Origin of the sequence: Streptomyces sp. OR43, from assembly GCF_008042275.1 — a bacterium.
In the GTDB taxonomy this organism is placed as follows: domain Bacteria; phylum Actinomycetota; class Actinomycetes; order Streptomycetales; family Streptomycetaceae; genus Streptomyces.
This window is the reverse complement of the sequence record NZ_RDBK01000025.1, coordinates 282,364-298,229: the sequence shown is the minus strand read 5'-3', so window position 1 is coordinate 298,229 and position 15,866 is coordinate 282,364. Positions and strand designations below refer to the sequence as shown.

General features: G+C 69.6%; 10 protein-coding genes. 3 read left to right on the top strand and 7 right to left on the bottom strand.

The window, feature by feature from the left end:
* Both EAO72_RS14035 and EAO72_RS14030 read right to left on the bottom strand, forming a co-directional pair.
* Positions 1 to 4,368, bottom strand: a 4,368-nt coding sequence (locus EAO72_RS14035; RefSeq protein ID WP_148017826.1) for an alpha-amylase family glycosyl hydrolase, incomplete at its 3' end; no start/stop codon positions are given.
* Positions 4,369 to 4,446: 78 nt separating this feature from the next.
* Positions 4,447 to 6,177: a carbohydrate-binding module family 20 domain-containing protein gene (locus EAO72_RS14030; RefSeq protein WP_148017625.1), complete on the bottom strand. Its 1,731-nt coding sequence runs from the start codon at positions 6,175 to 6,177 to the stop codon at positions 4,447 to 4,449.
* A 516-nt stretch (positions 6,178 to 6,693) separates the two neighbouring features.
* On the opposite strand from EAO72_RS14030, the gene EAO72_RS14025 reads away from it, so the two are divergent.
* Positions 6,694 to 7,290, top strand: a complete 597-nt coding sequence (locus EAO72_RS14025) for an NAD(P)H-dependent oxidoreductase (protein WP_148017624.1) — start codon at positions 6,694 to 6,696, stop codon at positions 7,288 to 7,290.
* A gap of 84 nt (positions 7,291 to 7,374) precedes the next feature.
* Here EAO72_RS14025 and EAO72_RS14020 read toward each other — a convergent pair whose 3' ends face one another.
* The 5 genes from EAO72_RS14020 to EAO72_RS14000 all read right to left on the bottom strand — a co-directional run bounded on the left by EAO72_RS14020 (position 7,375) and on the right by EAO72_RS14000 (position 13,395).
* A complete protein-coding gene (locus EAO72_RS14020; protein ID WP_148017623.1) occupies positions 7,375 to 8,433 on the bottom strand; it encodes a LacI family DNA-binding transcriptional regulator in 1,059 nt (352 codons plus the stop codon).
* Entirely contained in the window at positions 8,418 to 10,094 is a 1,677-nt protein-coding gene (locus EAO72_RS14015) for a glycoside hydrolase family 13 protein (protein WP_148017622.1), read from the bottom strand. Before EAO72_RS14015 ends, EAO72_RS14020 begins: the two co-directional genes overlap by 16 nt.
* A gap of 107 nt (positions 10,095 to 10,201) precedes the next feature.
* On the bottom strand, positions 10,202 to 11,086 hold the full coding sequence (locus tag EAO72_RS14010; RefSeq protein ID WP_410090325.1) for a sugar ABC transporter permease: 885 nt from the start codon (positions 11,084 to 11,086) through the stop codon (positions 10,202 to 10,204).
* On the bottom strand, positions 11,080 to 12,096 hold the full coding sequence (locus tag EAO72_RS14005) for a carbohydrate ABC transporter permease (protein WP_148017620.1): 1,017 nt from the start codon (positions 12,094 to 12,096) through the stop codon (positions 11,080 to 11,082). Before EAO72_RS14005 ends, EAO72_RS14010 begins: the two co-directional genes overlap by 7 nt.
* Before the next feature lie 21 nt (positions 12,097 to 12,117).
* Positions 12,118 to 13,395, bottom strand: a complete 1,278-nt coding sequence (locus tag EAO72_RS14000) for an extracellular solute-binding protein (RefSeq protein WP_148017619.1) — start codon at positions 13,393 to 13,395, stop codon at positions 12,118 to 12,120.
* A 383-nt stretch (positions 13,396 to 13,778) separates the two neighbouring features.
* On the opposite strand from EAO72_RS14000, the gene EAO72_RS13995 reads away from it, so the two are divergent.
* On the top strand, positions 13,779 to 14,846 hold the full coding sequence (locus tag EAO72_RS13995; protein WP_148017618.1) for a LacI family DNA-binding transcriptional regulator: 1,068 nt from the start codon (positions 13,779 to 13,781) through the stop codon (positions 14,844 to 14,846).
* A 75-nt stretch (positions 14,847 to 14,921) separates the two neighbouring features.
* Positions 14,922 to 15,812 carry a phosphatase PAP2 family protein gene (locus tag EAO72_RS13990; RefSeq protein WP_187285040.1) on the top strand — a complete coding sequence of 297 codons (891 nt, stop codon included), beginning with the start codon at positions 14,922 to 14,924 and terminating at the stop codon, positions 15,810 to 15,812.
* The last annotated feature ends 54 nt before the right edge of the window (positions 15,813 to 15,866 follow it).

Sequence of the window (15,866 nt, the reverse complement as noted above, 5' to 3'; positions counted from 1 at the left end):
GCCGCCGCGCACGGCGTCGCGGGCCCGGTCGGAGAAGGTGGCGATGCCGGTGCCGGCCATGTTCTTCTGCGTCGCCTGGACGAAGCGGGCGTCGTCGGCGATCTCTCCGAAGTTCCAGCCCTCCCCGTACAGGATGATCTTCTTGCCGTCGACGCCGTCCTTGGCGGGGGTCAGTGCGTCGAGTGCCTTGCGGACGGCCAGGATGTTGGCCTTGGGGTGGTGGCCCATCAGGTCGAAGCGGAAGCCGTCGACCTTGTACTCCTTGGCCCAGGTGACGACGGAGTCCACGACGAGCTTGCCCATCATGGTGTTCTCGGGCGCGGTGTTGGCGCAGCAGGTGGAGGTGGCGACGGTGCCGTCCTCCAGCAGCCGCTGGTAGTAGCCGGGCACGATCCTGTCGAGGACGGACTTGTCGTCCTGGCCGGAGGCGACGGTGTGGTTGTAGACGACGTCCATGACGGTCCGCAGACCGGCGCCGTTGAGGCCCTGGACCATCTGCCGGAACTCGACCGTGCGCCGGGTGCCGTCGGGGTCGGAGGCGTAGGAGCCCTCGGGGACGGTGTAGTGCAGCGGGTCGTAGCCCCAGTTGAAGGCGTCCTTCGCGGCGGCCTTCGCCACGCAGGCCTGCTGCTCCTCGGAGTCGGGGGCGTAGACGGACAGGTCGCAGGCCGGCTTCTGCTGGTCCTTCTTCTTCTCGGGGATGGTGCCGATGTCGAAGGCGGGCAGCAGGTGGACGTAGTTGGTGCCCGAGCCGGCGAGCTCCTTGAGGTGCTTCATCCCGTCCGAGCGGGCGTCGGTGAAGGCGAGGTACTCACCGGGGTGCTGGGAGGTGGGGTCCGCGATGGAGAAGTCGCGGATCTGGAGTTCCTGGATCCGGGCGTCGCGCAGCGGTACGGCGGCCGGCTTGGCCAGGGCGCTCCAGCCCTTGGGCGCGAGCTTCCGGTCGTCGAGGTCGACCACGAGGCTCCGGGCGGAGTCGGTGGTCAGGGCGGTGGAGTAGGGGTCGGTGACCTTGTTGGTGACGAGCTTCTGGACGGTGGGCGCCCAGACGTTCACGGCGTAGCGGTAGGGCTTGCCATTCCAGCTCCTGTTCCCGGTGACGGACCAGACGCCGGTGCGGTCGTCGCGCCGCATGGGGACGGTCTTCCCGTCGAGTTCGAGCGAGACGGTGCGGGCGGTGGGCGCCCAGACGGACAGGGTGGGGCGGCCGTCGCGGAAGACGGGTCCGAGCGAGGCGCTGCTCGCGTTCGATCCGTACAGGTCGTCGAGCACGCCGGCGCTCTGGACGCCGGTGGCGGCGAGCAGGGCGCCGTTGGCGGCGCGCTGGGTGGCGATCAGCTGGCCGCGCAGGGCCTCGCGGACCCTGTCCCGGTCACGGGTGTCGACGGTGAAGGCCGGGTAGTCCTTGAGGTGCGGGTACTTCGCCTTCTGCGCGTCGGTCAGCGCGGACGGGCTGAGCCGCAGCCACTGGCCCTCGTCGCTCAGCGCGCCGTCGACGACGGAGATCCCGCCGCCCGGTGCGTAGACGAGCTGCTGGCTGGTGGCTTCGGTGGCCTTGACCTTCCAGACGACGGTGTCGGAGTCGATCCACTGCGCCTCGGCCTTGGTGAGGTCGGGGGCGGGCACGCCGCCGGTCTGCGGGAGCAGGTAGCCGGCCGTACCGCCGAGCATCCAGACCTCGTGGCCGTAGCTCGCGAGGTCGAGCGACTGGTCGCTGGGCAGGTCCTTCTCGTCGCCGCGGTGCAGGATGTAGCTGAGCGAGGTGGCTCCGTCGGCGAGCGGGACCTCGAAGGTGATACCGGAGGCGTCCTTCTTCACCGGCTGGAGCGGCTTGGACCAGTCGGTCGGTTCCTTGGCGCCGGTCCAGGTGTGCAGGCCCCAGCCGTCGTAGTCGCCGTCGGCCCGGTAGTAGTGCAGGACCGCCTTGGTGGTGTCCGGGGCGGGGTAGGCGCCGTCGGGGGCGGTGTCGGCCTGGCCGTCCTTGCCCTGTCCGATCCAGACCTGTCCGGTCTTCGCGAGGTCGACGGTGCGCTCGGGCCCGTCGGCGGTGCCGGACTTCTCGACGGTGTACGGGACGGCGGACGCGCCCTCGGGCACCTTGATCCAGGCGAAGGCGCCGTAGGCGTCCCGGCCGGTGAAGGCGGCGGTGGTGTCGCCGGAGACCGCCTGCCAGCCGTCGTAGTCGCCGTCCGCGCGCTGGTAGTGCACGACCGCGTAGTCGCGTTCGACGGCGACGGGCTTCGCCGGGGCGGGTGCCTGTCCGGCGGTGGACGCGGCGAGCGCGCTCGCGGTGCGTCCGGTCCGGTCGACGACGACGGCCTTGTAGCGCAGCGGTGTTCCGGCGGCGGTCCTGTCGCCGATGGTCTGGGTGACCTTGTACGGGGCGTGGTCGGCGGTGCCGAGGGTGGTCCACTTGCCGTTGCCGGTCTGGGCGGCGAAGACGACCCGGTTGAGGGAGCCGCCCTCGACGTCGGCGGTGAGCTCGACGGTGCCGGTGGCGCCGGCGGCCGGTGCATTGAGCGTGAGGGAGGGCTTGGCCGCGTGGGCGGTCAGCGTCTTCGCGGCGCGCAGCACGATGCTGGACAGCGCCGGGACGGTGACGGTGATCTTCCGGTCGGCGCCGCTGCGGACGGTGCCGGAACCGCCGTACAACGTACGGAAGTCCATGCCGGCGGACTCCGTGGACAGCTCGACGGTCTTCGCCGCGGTGCCGTTGTTCGTGGCCACGACGTACTCGTTGCCACGCTCGGGGTCCGTACGGGAGAAGGCGTAGACGGAGCCCTCGGCGTAGCGCTCGGTCTGGACGCCGTCGCGCAGCGCCGGGTTCTTCGCGGTCAGCTCGGAGAGCGCGGCGATGGACCGGTAGAGCGGGTGGCTCGTGTCGTACGCGTCGGAGGCGTGCGTGCGGTCCGTGCCCAGCTCGTCGTCGTCGAGGTAGTCCGCGGTCTTCGAGGCGAACAGGGTCTGGCGGGCGTCCTTGTCGCCGCCGGCGCCCGTGAAGCCCTGCTCGTCGCCGTAGTAGACGACGGGGTTTCCGCGGCTGAGGAACATCAGTTCGTTGGCGAGTTCGGCGCGCTTGACCAGCTCCGCGTCATCGGCCTTCGGGTTGTCCTGCTTGAGGAAGGTCCCGATGCGGCCCATGTCGTGGTTGCCGAGGAACTTCACCTGTTCGTAGGCGTTGGCCTTGTCGGTGGTGTACCGGTAGTCGTCGCCGAAGACGGCGGCGAGCTTCGAGGCCGGGGCGCCCTGCGAGGCGTACTGACGGGCCGCTTCCTGGAAGGGGAAGTCGAGCGTCGCGTCCAGCCGCCCCTGCGTGACGTAGGGCGAGGTGATCGCGGTGTCGGCGGAGTAGACCTCGCCGAACATGAAGAAGTCCTTGCGGCCGTGCTTGGCCGCGTAGGTGTCGAGCGCGGTCGCCCACTGGGTCCAGAAGTCCATGTCGACGTGTTTGACGGTGTCGATCCGGAAGCCGTCGATGTCGAAGTCGCGGACCCACTTCTCGTAGATCTTCTCCATGCCGGAGACGACCTCGGGCCGCTCGGTCCACAGGTCGTCGAGGCCGGAGAAGTCGCCGTACGTGGTGGACTCGCCGGCGTAGGTCGAGTCACCTCGGTTGTGGTACATCGTGGGGTCGTTGAGCCAGGACGGCGTCTTGCCGCCGCTGGTGACCGGCTTGTACGGGAACGAGTCCGCGTCCGTCCTCGCCATACCGGCGGCGTCGTCGAAGGGCCGGCCGTTCCGGTCGAGGTACGGGTAGGCGCCCTTGGGCTTGTAGCCGTAGGTCTTCTCGGCGTAGTCGACGGTGTCGGCCGTGTGGTTGGTGATGACGTCGAAGAAGACCTTCATGCCCTTGCGGTGGGCCTGTTCGATCAGCTTCGTCAGGTCGGCGTTGGTCCCGAAGTGCGGGTCGACCTGGGTGAAGTCGGTGATCCAGTAGCCGTGGTAGCCGGCCGACGCGTCCTTTCCGGTGCCCTGGACGGGGCGGTTCTTGAAGATCGGGGCGAGCCAGATGGCGGTGGTGCCGAGCCCCTTGATGTAGTCGAGGCGGCTGGTCATGCCCTTGAGGTCGCCGCCCTGGTAGAACCCCTTGTCGGTCGGGTCGTACCCGGTCTCCAGCCGCGAGCCGGTCAGCCCGCCCCGGTCGTTTCCGGTGTCGCCGTTGGCGAAGCGGTCCGGCATGACGAAGTAGAACTGCTCGCGGGTCAGGTCCTGGCGCGCGGGCTGGGCCGCCAGCTCGGCGTCCGACGGCGCGGCGGGCGGCCTGGCCGCGGCGGCGGGCAGCGCGGGCACGAGGGCCGCGCACAGGGCGGCCGCGACGACGGCGGTGGCCGTTCTTCTCGCGGGCACGCGCGGGGACGGACGTATCACTCGGATTCTCCTCGACGGGGTACGGATACGGGGCCGGACGGGCCGTTGGGGCCCGTCCGGCGGGTGAGGCGTAGGAGGTCAGCTCCGCCAGACGTCCGCGGTCAGGGTGACCTTGCCGGAGGACGGCACGGTGGCCGTGCGGTTGGCGCCGCTCTCCCAGGTGACGTTGCCGTTCGCGTCCTTGCGGACGTACTTGTACTCGAACGTCGTACCGGCGGGCAGGCTCACATCGAGCTTCCAGACGGGGTACGTGGCCGGGTCCAGCTTCGGGGCGGAGGCCGGGTTCCAGTTGCCGAGGGCGGCCTGGTTGCCGGTGACGTAGATGTTCTGGCCGAGCTGGGTGGTGGCGTTGACGCCGAAGGAGGCGCCGGACGCGCCCGTGCCGGGGTCGGTCGGGTCGGTCGGGTCGGTCGGGCCGGTGCCGCCGCCGGTGCAGGTGCGGGCGCCCGTCTGGAGGGCGAGGGCGGTGTTGGCGCCGAGCGTGGCGGTGAACTGGCCGGAGCCGTTGACCGTGACGCCGTTGCCGGACTGGATGTCGCAGTAGGCGCCGGCGGGCAGCGAGGTCTGGAACGTACGGGTCAGCGAGGAGCCTTCGTGGTTGATCGCGACGTACGCCTTGGAGCCGCGGCCGAAGGCGATCTGGTCGCCGCCGTTGTCCCACCAGTTGGTGACGGACTCACCGCGCGCGGTGTTGCGGAAGCCGACCATGGAGGAGATCTCGCGCCAGGCGTGCTGGCACTTCCAGCCGTCGCTGAAGCAGGCGTTCACCGTGCCGCCGCTCGGCGGACCGGCGTCCTTGTCGGACCACTCGTAGCCGGAGTGGACGTCGGGCGAGCCGTAGGGCCAGGCCAGCATGAACACGCTGGCGAGCGTGTAGTTGGCGCCGTCCTTGTAGTTCAGCGTCTCGCCGTTGCGCTCGGTGTCGTGGTTGTCGACGAACACCGCGGCCTTCGAGGAGGACATGAAGCCCCAGCCCTCGCCGAAGTTCTTCAGGTTGGCGAGGTTCTCGTTGTTGAAGACCTGCTTGAGGCTGCGGGCGTAGCGGAACTCCTGGACGTCGCCGGTGCCGGCGTACTCGTCGGGCGAGACGGCCTCGCCCGCTCCGTAGATCGCCTCCTGCTTCCAGTAGACGCCGGAGTTGCTCAGCCGGGACTTGATGTTGGCCAGGTCACCGGCGGGCATGTGCTTGGCCGCGTCGATGCGGAAGCCGTCGACGCCGAGCGACAGCAGGTCGTTGAGGTATCCGGCGATCTTGCCGCGGACGTAGTCCTCACCGGTGTCGAGGTCGGCGAGGCCCACGAGTTCGCAGTTCTGGACGTTGCCGCGGTCGCCGTAGTTGTTGATCGTCGACTGGCAGTCGTTCATGTCGTTGACCGAGTAGAGGCCCGGGTAGTCGTACTTCCCGTACGAGGACCCGCCCGTACCCGTGCCGGAGCCGGAGGACATGTGGTTGATGACCGAGTCGGCGATGACCTTGACGCCCGCGCTGTGGCAGGTGCTGACCATGGTGGCGAACGAGGTGCGGTCGCCGAGCCGGCCGGCGATCTTGTAGCTGACGGGCTGGTACGAGGTCCACCACTGCCCGCCCTGGATGTGCTCCTGGGGCGGGGAGACCTGTACGAAGCCGTATCCGGCCGGGCCGAGGGAGTCCGTACAGGCCTTGGCGACGGAGTCGAACTTCCACTCGAAGAGAACGGCGGTGACGTCCTTGGTGCCCGGGGCCGAGGCCTGCGCGTTCGTGGCGGGGGCCACGAGCGCGGCGGCGCCTGCTATCAGTGCGAGCGCGGCAGACAGGGGTCTGCTGGCCATGGTTTCCTCCTGCGGTGGGGGAAATGCGGGGATGGCGGTATCGAGGCCTCATACGGCAACGCGCCCTGCCCTCAAGGCTCCTGAATGTTCTTGCTGCAAGAATGCAAACCTTGCTGCGGGGGAGACCGTACGAGTCCGCCAGGCCCCGGTCAACCCTTTGGACACGAGCTGCTCACATCCTCGAAATACTGGAGATTTCTTCCTGCAAGGTCTTACGCAAGACATTGCAGCGCTGTTACCTTTCTCCCGACTCCGGTCCGGCCGGCCGGGGGTCCCGTCACCCACGGGCCCCACGCGCCCGGCCGGCCGGACCGGTCACGTACGAGGGGCACCTGGGGGTCACACTCCCCGCCGACCCATCCGGGTCGACTCCCGGTGCCCCTCGTGTGCGTGACGGGGCCCTGTCCCCCGGCGGCACCCCACACGTCATGATGGGCACCGGGCGGGGGCTGCTCCACGCCCCTCGGCTGATGACCACGCAGGACACAGGACGCAGAACGCCATGGGGGAAACGGCATGTCACGTACCGGGGTCTACCTCGCACATCCACGGCCCGGAAGCTTCAACCACGCGCTGTTCGACGCCGTGGTGCAGGAGCTCCGCGACCGGGGTTCCGACGTACGGGCACACGATCTGTGCGCGGAGGAATTCGCGGCCGGGCTGACCGCCGGCGAGACGGAGACGGTCCGGTCCGCCGCGGACACCCCGGACGCCCAACTGGCCTCGCACCGGGCCGAGGTGGCCACGCTCGACGCCCTGGTGTTCATCCACCCCAACTGGTGGGGCATGCCGCCCGCCGTCCTCACCGGGTGGGTGCAGCGCGTGCTGGTGCCCGGCGTCGCCTACAAGCTGGGCACCTCGGGCGGGGAGCCGCAGGGGCTCCTGAAGGCCGGCCGCGCCCTCGTCCTGAACACCTCCGACACTCCCGCCGAACGTGAGGCGGGCGAGTTCGGGGACCCGCTGGACAGGATCTGGTCGGCCTGCGTCCTGCCGTACGTGGGAGTGACCGATGTGCGCCGGGTCGTCTTCCGGACGGTCACCGACTCCTCCGACGAGACCCGCGCGTCCTGGCTGCGCGAGGCGCGCGAACACGCCGGCGCACTGCTCAACTGACACGCGCCCCGGGCTCCCCCGAGCGCCCGGACACGCCTCGGGGCCGGATCCCCCCTCCGGACCCGGCCCCGTTCACCCGCACGCTCAGGCGCCGCGGAGCGCCGCCGTCGAGCCCCGTACCACCAGCTCCGGCTGGAAGACGTACTCCGTGCGCTGTACGGGGCTTCCGCCGATCTCCTCCAGCAGCGCGCCCACCGCGGCCGCCGCCATCGCCTGCACGGGCTGGCGCACCGTGGTCAGCGGCGGGTCGGTGAACGCGATGAGCTGCGAGTCGTCGAATCCGACCACCGACACGTCGCGCGGGACGTCGAGCCCGCGGTCCCGGGCGGCACGCACCACACCCAGCGCCATCAGGTCGCTGCCGCAGACGATGCCCGTGCACCCCTGGTCCAGCAGAGCCCCGGCCGCCACCTGGCCGCCCTCGACGCTGAACAGCGTGGAGCACACCAGGTTTTCGGCGTCGTCGCGGTCCAGCCCCAGCAGGGAGACGGCGGCGTCCACGAAGCCGTCCCGCTTGCGGCGGGAGGGCACGTAGCGCTGCGGTCCGATGGCCAGGCCGACCCGGCGGTGGCCGAGTTCGGCGAGGTGCCCCACGGCCATCCGCACGGCAGCGTTGTCATCGGGCGAGACGAACGGGGCGCTGATCCGCTCGTTGTAGCCGTTGATCAGCACGAACGGCACGCCGCGGTCGGTCAGCGCGGCATAGCGCGCCGGGTCGGCCGAGGTGTCTGCGTGCAGTCCGGAGAGGAACACGATGCCGCCGACGCCGCGTTCGACGAGCTGCTCGACGAGCTCGTCCTCGGTGGKGCCGCCGGGCAGCTGGGTGCAGAGCACCGGGGTGTAGCCGTGGCCCGCCAGGACCTGTTCCACGGACTGGGCGAACGCCGGGAAGATCGGGTTGGTGAGCTCGGGCGTCACCAGTCCGATCAGCCCGGCGCTGCGCTGCCGCAGCCTTACGGGGCGCTCGTAGCCCAGGATGTCGAGCGCCGCGAGCACCCGCTGACGCGTGGTGTCCGCGACGCCCGGCTTGCCGTTGAGCACCCGGCTGACGGTCGCCTCGCTGACGGACGCCTGGCCGGCGATGTCCGAGAGCCTCAGCGCGCTGCCGGCCCTGGGCGGGGGGACGGTCACACCGTCCACCACACCGTGGTGTCCGCGGGCAGCTCGATCTCGGCGCCGTCGGCCTGGACCGGGCTGCTCGACAGCAGGACGGTGCCGCGTACGGGGACGCGGACCGGGGCGCCCGTGGTGTTGACGGTGCAGACGAAGCCGGGACGGGCGAAGGCCAGTACGCCCTCGGGGCCGTCCAGCCACTCCACCTCGGTCCCGGCGCCGAGTCCGGGGTGCACCCGGCGGGCGGCGATCGCGGCCCGGTACAGCTCCAGGGTGGAGCCGACCGCGCCGGTCTGTGCCTCGATGCTCAGCTCGCCCCAGCCGGCGGGCTGCGGCAGCCAGCTGCCGCCGTCGCCGAAGCCGTACGAGCTGCCCTCGCGGGTCCACGGGATCGGCACACGGCAGCCGTCACGGAAGCCGTCCTGGCCCTCGGCCCGGAAGAACGACGGGTCCTGGCGGGCCTCGTCGGGCAGGTCGGTGACGTCGGGCAGACCGAGTTCCTCGCCCTGGTAGACGTACGCGGACCCGGGCAGCGCCAGCATCAGCAGGCTGGCCGCACGGGCCCGGCGCAGGCCCAGCTCGCGGTCGCCCGCGGTCCGGATCTGGGTGCCGAGGCCGGCCGGGTTGGCGAACCGGGTGGCGTGCCGGGTGACGTCGTGGTTGGAGAGCACCCAGGTGGTGGGGGCGCCGACCGGACGCATGGCGTTCAGCGAGGTGTCGATGACGGTGCGCAGCTCGGCGGCGTCCCATGCGGTCGACAGGTACTGGAAGTTGAAGGCCTGGTGCATCTCGTCGGGGCGCACGTAGTTGGCGGTGCGCTCGACGGTCGGCGTCCAGGCCTCGGCCACCGCGATCCTGTCGCCGGGGTACTCGTCCAGGATGGTGCGCCAGCTGCGGTAGATCTCGTGCACACCGTCCTGGTCGAAGAACGGCATGACATCGTTTCCGAGCAGCTTCAGCTGGTCGTGCGCGCCCAGGTCGGGCAGGCCCTCGGCCTTGACGAGCCCGTGCGCGACGTCGACCCGGAAGCCGTCGACGCCCATGTCGAGCCAGAAGCGCAGGATCGAGCGGAACTCGTCGGCGACGGCCGGGTGTTCCCAGTTGAAGTCGGGCTGCTCGGGCGCGAAGAGGTGGAGGTACCACTCGCCGGGCGTGCCGTCCGCGTCGGTGGTCCGGGTCCAGGCCGGGCCGCCGAAAATGGACTCCCAGTCGTTGGGCGGGAGTTCGCCGCTCGCGCCCTTTCCGGGGCGGAAGTGGTAGCGCTCGCGCAGGGCGGAGCCGGGGCCCTCGGCCAGCGCGCGCTTGAACCACTCGTGCTGGTCGGAGGAGTGGTTGGGCACCAGGTCGACGATGATGCGGAGGCCCAGGTCGTGGGCGTCCCGGATCAGGGCGTCGGCGTCCAGCAGGGTGCCGAACATGGGGTCGATGGCCCGGTAGTCGGCGACGTCGTAGCCCGCGTCGGCCTGCGGGGAGGCGTAGAAGGGGCTGAGCCACACCGCGTCGACGCCGAGGTCCCTGAGGTACGGGAGCCGGGCGGTGACGCCTGCGAGATCGCCCATGCCGTCGCCGTTGCCGTCGGCGAAGCTGCGCGGATAGACCTGGTAGATCACCGCGTCCTGCCACCAGCCGGTGCGGTGGCCCGGGGCGTCGTCGGACGTGCCGGTGGAGGGGGCAGCGAGGTGCTGGGTCATGTCGTCCCTGGGGTGTCTGGGTGGGGGGTGGCGCCGGGACCGGGTCGGGATGCCGGCGCCACCGTGACTGGTGCGTGCGGGTCGTACGGCCGTGCTGTCGCTGACGCTCAGCCCTTGACCGCTCCGGCGGACATGCCGGTGACGAGGTGCTTCTGCGCGAACAGGAAGACCAGGGCCGCGGGTATCGCGATGAGCACGGACGCGGCGGTCATCGGACCCCACTGGGCCCCGTACTGGTTGACGAACAGCTGGAGTCCGCCCGCGAGCGTGAGGTTGTCCTCGCCGACCATGAAGGCGGAGGCGTACGCCACCTCGCCCCAGGCGGTGATGAAGGAGTAGAACGCGGTGACGGCGAGGCCCGGCTTGGCCAGCGGCAGGATGAGTCGCCAGAACGTGCCGAACGGGGTGAGGCCGTCGACCTGGCCCGATTCGTCGATCTCGCGCGGGATGGTGTCGAAGAAGCCCTTCATCATCCAGGCGCAGAACGGCACCGAGATGGTGAGGTAGGTGATGACCAGACCGGCCGGCTTATTCAGCAGCCCCATGCCCGCCATGATGTTGTAGATCGGCACGATGAGGACGGCGACCGGGAACATCTGAGTGATCAGCAGCGTCCACATCAGCCCGCGCTTGCCGGGGAAGCGGAAGCGGCTGACGGCGTAGCCGGTGGAGGCGGAGACGATGACGCCGATGAGCGTGGTGAGCCCCGCGACGACCACCGAGTTGCCGAACCAGGTCAGGAACTTCGTGTTCTGGAGCAGGTTCGTGTAGTTCTCGAACGTCGTCTCTTTGAAGAAGTCCGTGGTGGTCGCGAACTCGGCGGGCTTCAGAGAGGTGAGCAGGACCCAGAGGACCGGGAAGACGGCGATCACGGACGCGACGATCAGCGTCAGGTGCAGTGCGGTGGAGGCCAGCGGTGAACGTTCCCCGCGCAGCCGGACCTTGGGCGCGGAGTGCCGCGCGGCGGTGGTGGGTGCGGTGGTGGTCACCAGTCGTCTCCCTGGGTGCGGAGGACTCGCCGGTACACGGCGGCGAAGAGCAGCAGGAGTACGAGGATCAGCACGCCCCACGTGGAGGACTGCGCGAAGTCGCGCGGGCTGATCTCGAAGGAGAACTTGTACGCCTGCGTCACCAGGATCTGAGTGGCGTCACCGGGTCCGCCCCGGGTCAGCAGGAAGATCACCGGGAACATGTTGAAGGTCCAGATGGTGGAGAGCAGGATCACCGTCGTGGAGACGGGCCGCAGTCCGGGCAGCGTGATGTGGCGGAAGCGCTGCCAGGCGGTGGCGCCGTCCATCTCGGCGGCCTCGTAGTGCTCGCTGGGGATGGACTGGAGCCCGCCGAGGAGGGCGACCATCATGAACGGCACGCCGAGCCACACGTTGACGGCGATGACGGAGACCTTCGCCCAGGTGGGGTCGTCGAGCCAGGCGATGCCGTCGAAGCCGCCGCCGGAGAGGATCTTGTTGAGCAGGCCGCGGTCCTCGTTGTAGAGGAAGCGCCAGGCGAAGACGGAGACGAAGCCGGGGATGGCCCAGGGCAGGATGAGTGCCATCCGGTAGGCGGAGCGGCCGGCGATCCTGCGGTTCAGGATGTTGGCGAGCGCCATGCCGAGGGCGAAGGTGATGGCCACGCAGGAGACCGTCCACACCAGGGTCCACCCGAGCGTGCCGAGGAACTGGTCACCGGTGAGCGCGTCGGCGTAGTTGTCCAGGCCCACGAACTCGTACGTGGCGGGCATGTGGTTGACACCGATGGACCGCGCGACGTTGCGCTCGTTGGCGTCGGTCAGCGACAGGTAGATGCCGCGGACCAGCGGATACCCGATGATCACGCCGATCACGATCACGACGGGCGCGACCATGGTCCAGGCGTACCAGTGCGTCGACAGAGCCCGCCGGAGCCTGCTCGGCGGCGGGGGGTTACCAGTACCGCGGCTCCGGCCGCGGGCGACGTCGTCGCCCGCGGCCTTCGCCACCGACTGGCTGGTGTGGACAGCCATCAGTCGGCCTGCCTTCCTGAGTTACTTCCAGCCCTTGAGGAGCTTGCGGTAGGAGTCGCCGGTCGTCTTGACGGCCTTCTCCGGGGAGGTCTGGCCGGTGAGGACCTTGGTGTACTCGGTGACGAGCGGCGCGAAGAGGCTGCCGGTCTCCGGGATCCAGGGGCGCTCGACGGCGGACTCGACGACCGGCTTGAAGAAGCCGACGATCTCGTTGTCGACGACGGACTCCTCGGCGTAGGCCGAGGTGCGGGTCGGCAGGAGGTTGAGCTCCTTGGTGACCTGGGCCTGCTGCTTGACGGAGGTCATGTAGTCGACGAAGGCGTAGGAGGCGTCGAGGTTCTTGGACCCGGCGTAGACGGCCAGGTTGTGACCGCCCTGCGGGGCACCCTGCGCGGCGGAGCCGGCCGGGACCGGGGCGATGCCCAGGTTCGCCTTGTCCTTGAACTCCTTGCCGGCGTACGTGTCGGCCATGGCCCACGGGCCGTTGATCATCATCGCCACGTCGCCGTCCTTGAAGGACGACTGCATGTTCTCCCAGCCGTCCGTCGCGTCGGTCTTGGCGGCGCCGGAGTCGACCAGGTCCTTGACGACCTTCATCGCCTTGACGCCGGCCTCGTCGTCGATGGTGACGGACTTGTTGGAGGCGTCGACCATGTCGCCGCCCTCGCCGTACAGGAAGGGAAGGAACCAGTACGCGTCGTCGCCGCGCAGGTAGAGGCCGGTCTTGCCGGTCTTGTCCTTGATCTTCTTGGAGACGGCCTTCAGATCGGCGATCGACTCCGGAACCTCGACACCCGCCTCCTTGAACAGCTTCTTGTTGTAGAAGATGCCGAGGGAGTCGATGACCTGCGGCACCGCGTACGTCTTGCCGTTGTACTTGGTGGAGGCGGCGGCCTGCTTCAGGAAGTCGTCCTGCTTCACCAGGGCGGCGGTGCCGTCCAGCGGGGCGAGGTAGCCGAGGTCGGCGAACTCGGGCGTCCAGGCGACCTCGGAGCGGATCACGTCGGGCGCGCCGGAGCCGGACTGGGCGGCGTTCTTGAACTTGTTCTGCGCATCGCCGAAGGGGACGTTGACGTACTTGACGTCGACCTTCGGGTGCTCCTTCTCGAAGCCCTCGGCGATCTTCTTGAAGACCTTGTCCTCGCTGCCCGCGGTGGAGGTGTCCCACCACGTCACGGTGCCGGAGAGCTCACCCGAGCTCTTGGAGGTGCCGTTGGAACTGTCGTCATCGCTGCCGCAGGCGGTCGCCGCGAGCGCCAGGGCCGCGACCAGGGCGGTGGCCGTTATGCCACGTCGCATCTGAACTCCTTCAACTGCCGTACCGCTCCGTCGCGGCGCCGGGTCGACGTGAACGTAACAAGGATGAAAGACGGCCGAAAGAGTTTGCGGAAGATTTCTGCAAGCTCCGGCGATCGTTACATTCGCGTGTCCTCACGGTTGCCGTCAAGCCTCTTGACGGGAGCGCCCCACCCCTGGCAGTAGCGGGCGGCCATGCCTGATTCCTCAGTGCGACGATCTGATCGCACCCGGCAAACCCGCCCCGCAAGACCTTGCAAGACGTTGCTGCCGACCTGTCAGGGCGCTCGCTCCCCGCCGGGGAGTACAAGGGCCTCCCCTGGCCCTGTCGCCCGATTTCTGCGCATGGTGGGCAATCCGACCCACGCCCGGTACAGTCCAGTCCCATGACCGCACGGCTTGCCGATATCGCAACTCAGGCGGGGGTCAGCGAAGCGACGGTCAGCCGCGTACTGAACGGCAAGCCCGGTGTTGCCGCGACCACCCGCGAATCCGTTCTCGCGGCGCTCGACGTCCTCGGCTACGAACGCCCCGTCCGGCTGCGCCGGCGCAGCGCGGGCCTGGTCGGTCTGATCACGCCCGAGCTGGAGAACCCCATCTTCCCGGCGCTCGCCCAGGTCATCGGCCAGGCGCTGACGCGGCAGGGCTACACGCCGGTGCTGGCGACCCAGACGCCCGGCGGCTCCACCGAGGACGAGCTCACGGAGATGCTGGTCGACCGGGGCGTCTCCGGCATCATCTTCGTCTCCGGTCTGCACGCCGACACCTCGGCCGATATGCAGCGCTACGAACAACTGCGCGCCCAGGGCGTCCCCTTCGTCCTGGTCAACGGCTTCTCCCCCAAGGTGCAGGCGCCCTTCATCTCACCGGACGACCGGGCCGCCATGCGGCTCGCGGTGACGCACCTGGTGTCGCTGGGCCACACCCGGATCGGCCTGGCGGTCGGCCCGAAACGTTTCGTTCCCGTGCTCCGCAAGATCGAGGGCTTCCACGCCACGATGCAGGAGCAGTTGAACCTCACGGCGGACCAGGTCGAGGCGCTGATCCAGCACTCCCTGTACACGCTGGAGGGCGGTCAGGCCGCCGCCTCGGCACTGATGGAGCGCGGCTGCACGGCGGTCGTGTGCGCGAGCGACATGATGGCGCTCGGCGCGATCCGCGCCGCCCGCCGGCTCTCCCGGGACGTCCCGCGCGACCTCTCGGTGGTCGGCTACGACGACTCACCGCTCATAGCGTTCACCGATCCGCCGCTGACCACGATCCGCCAGCCGGTGACGGCGATGGGCCAGGCCGCGGTGCGCACGCTCCTGGAGGAGATCGGCGGCACACCCGCTCCGCACAGTGAGTTCGTCTTCATGCCGGAACTGGTCGTACGCGGCTCGACGGCCGCGGGCCCCGGCCCGGACGCGGCCTCGGGCGCTCCGGCTGTTCCAGGTTCCCACGCGCGTTCGTAACCCGCAGGACGTGCAACCGGCTCCCCGTCGGAGGATCATCGGGCGGAGGGGGCAAATCTGGCAGACTCTGTGCCTATGGGTGAATTGAGCGTGAAACCACAGGAAGGCCGCACGGAGGCCACCCCGTCACCCATCGTGAACGAGGCGGCCCCCGAGGCGAATACGCAGCAGAACCGCGACGGAAGCCGGATCGGCAGACTGCTCGACCGCGGTCTGGCAGGCCTTCGCTCCCCACGGTCGCCCCGGCGGCCACGCATCTGGTTCGAAATCCTGCTGATCGCGGTCAGTTACTGGCTGTACTCGCTGGTGCGCAACGCCGTCCCCGAGCAGAAGGCGGCGGCCCTGTCCAACGCCGACTGGCTCTGGTCGGTCGAACGGTTCCTGGGCATCGCCGTGGAGCAGTCCGTCAACCACGCGGTCAACTCGGTGACATGGCTGATCGTGTCGATGAACTACTACTACGCGACCCTGCACTTCGTCGTCACCATCGGTGTGCTCGTCTGGCTCTTCCGCCGCCACCCCGGCCGCTACGCACCGGCCCGCCTGGCCCTGTTCGCGACCACGGCCGTGGCGCTGCTCGGCTACTACCTGTACCCGCTGGCCCCGCCCCGGCTGATGAACGGCGGCAACTTCATCGACACGGTCATGGTCCACCAGACCTGGGGTTCGATGGCTTCGGGCAACTTCAAACAGATGTCGAACCAGTACGCGGCGATGCCGTCGATGCACATCGGCTGGTCGCTCTGGTGCGGCCTGACCATCTTCGCGCTGGCTTCCGCCCCGTGGGCGCGCATCCTGGGCCTCGTCTACCCGACGGTCACCCTGATCGTCATCGTGTCGACCGCGAACCACTTCTGGCTGGACGCCGTGGGCGGCATGGCGTGCCTGGCCTTCGGTTACGCGGTGTCGTACGCCTGGTACGGGGCGCTGCCGCAGCACCTGCCGAAGCTGATCCCCGGGGTGTAGCCCTGCCGCGTCAGCGCCTGGCCGATGACCTGGGCGAGCGCCGGGAAGATGGGG

Bases quoted from the DNA above. Each gene is read 5' to 3' on its own strand.
- EAO72_RS14030 (WP_148017625.1), bottom strand. From the start codon at position 6,177: ATGGCCAGCAGACCCCTGTCTGCCGCGCTCGCACTGATAGCAGGCGCC.
- EAO72_RS14025 (WP_148017624.1), top strand. From the start codon at position 6,694: ATGTCACGTACCGGGGTCTACCTCGCACATCCACGGCCCGGAAGCTTC.
- EAO72_RS14015 (WP_148017622.1), bottom strand. From the start codon at position 10,094: ATGACCCAGCACCTCGCTGCCCCCTCCACCGGCACGTCCGACGACGCC.
- EAO72_RS14005 (WP_148017620.1), bottom strand. From the start codon at position 12,096: ATGGCTGTCCACACCAGCCAGTCGGTGGCGAAGGCCGCGGGCGACGAC.
- EAO72_RS14000 (WP_148017619.1), bottom strand. From the start codon at position 13,395: ATGCGACGTGGCATAACGGCCACCGCCCTGGTCGCGGCCCTGGCGCTC.
- EAO72_RS13995 (WP_148017618.1), top strand. From the start codon at position 13,779: ATGACCGCACGGCTTGCCGATATCGCAACTCAGGCGGGGGTCAGCGAA.
- EAO72_RS13990 (WP_187285040.1), top strand. From the start codon at position 14,922: ATGGGTGAATTGAGCGTGAAACCACAGGAAGGCCGCACGGAGGCCACC.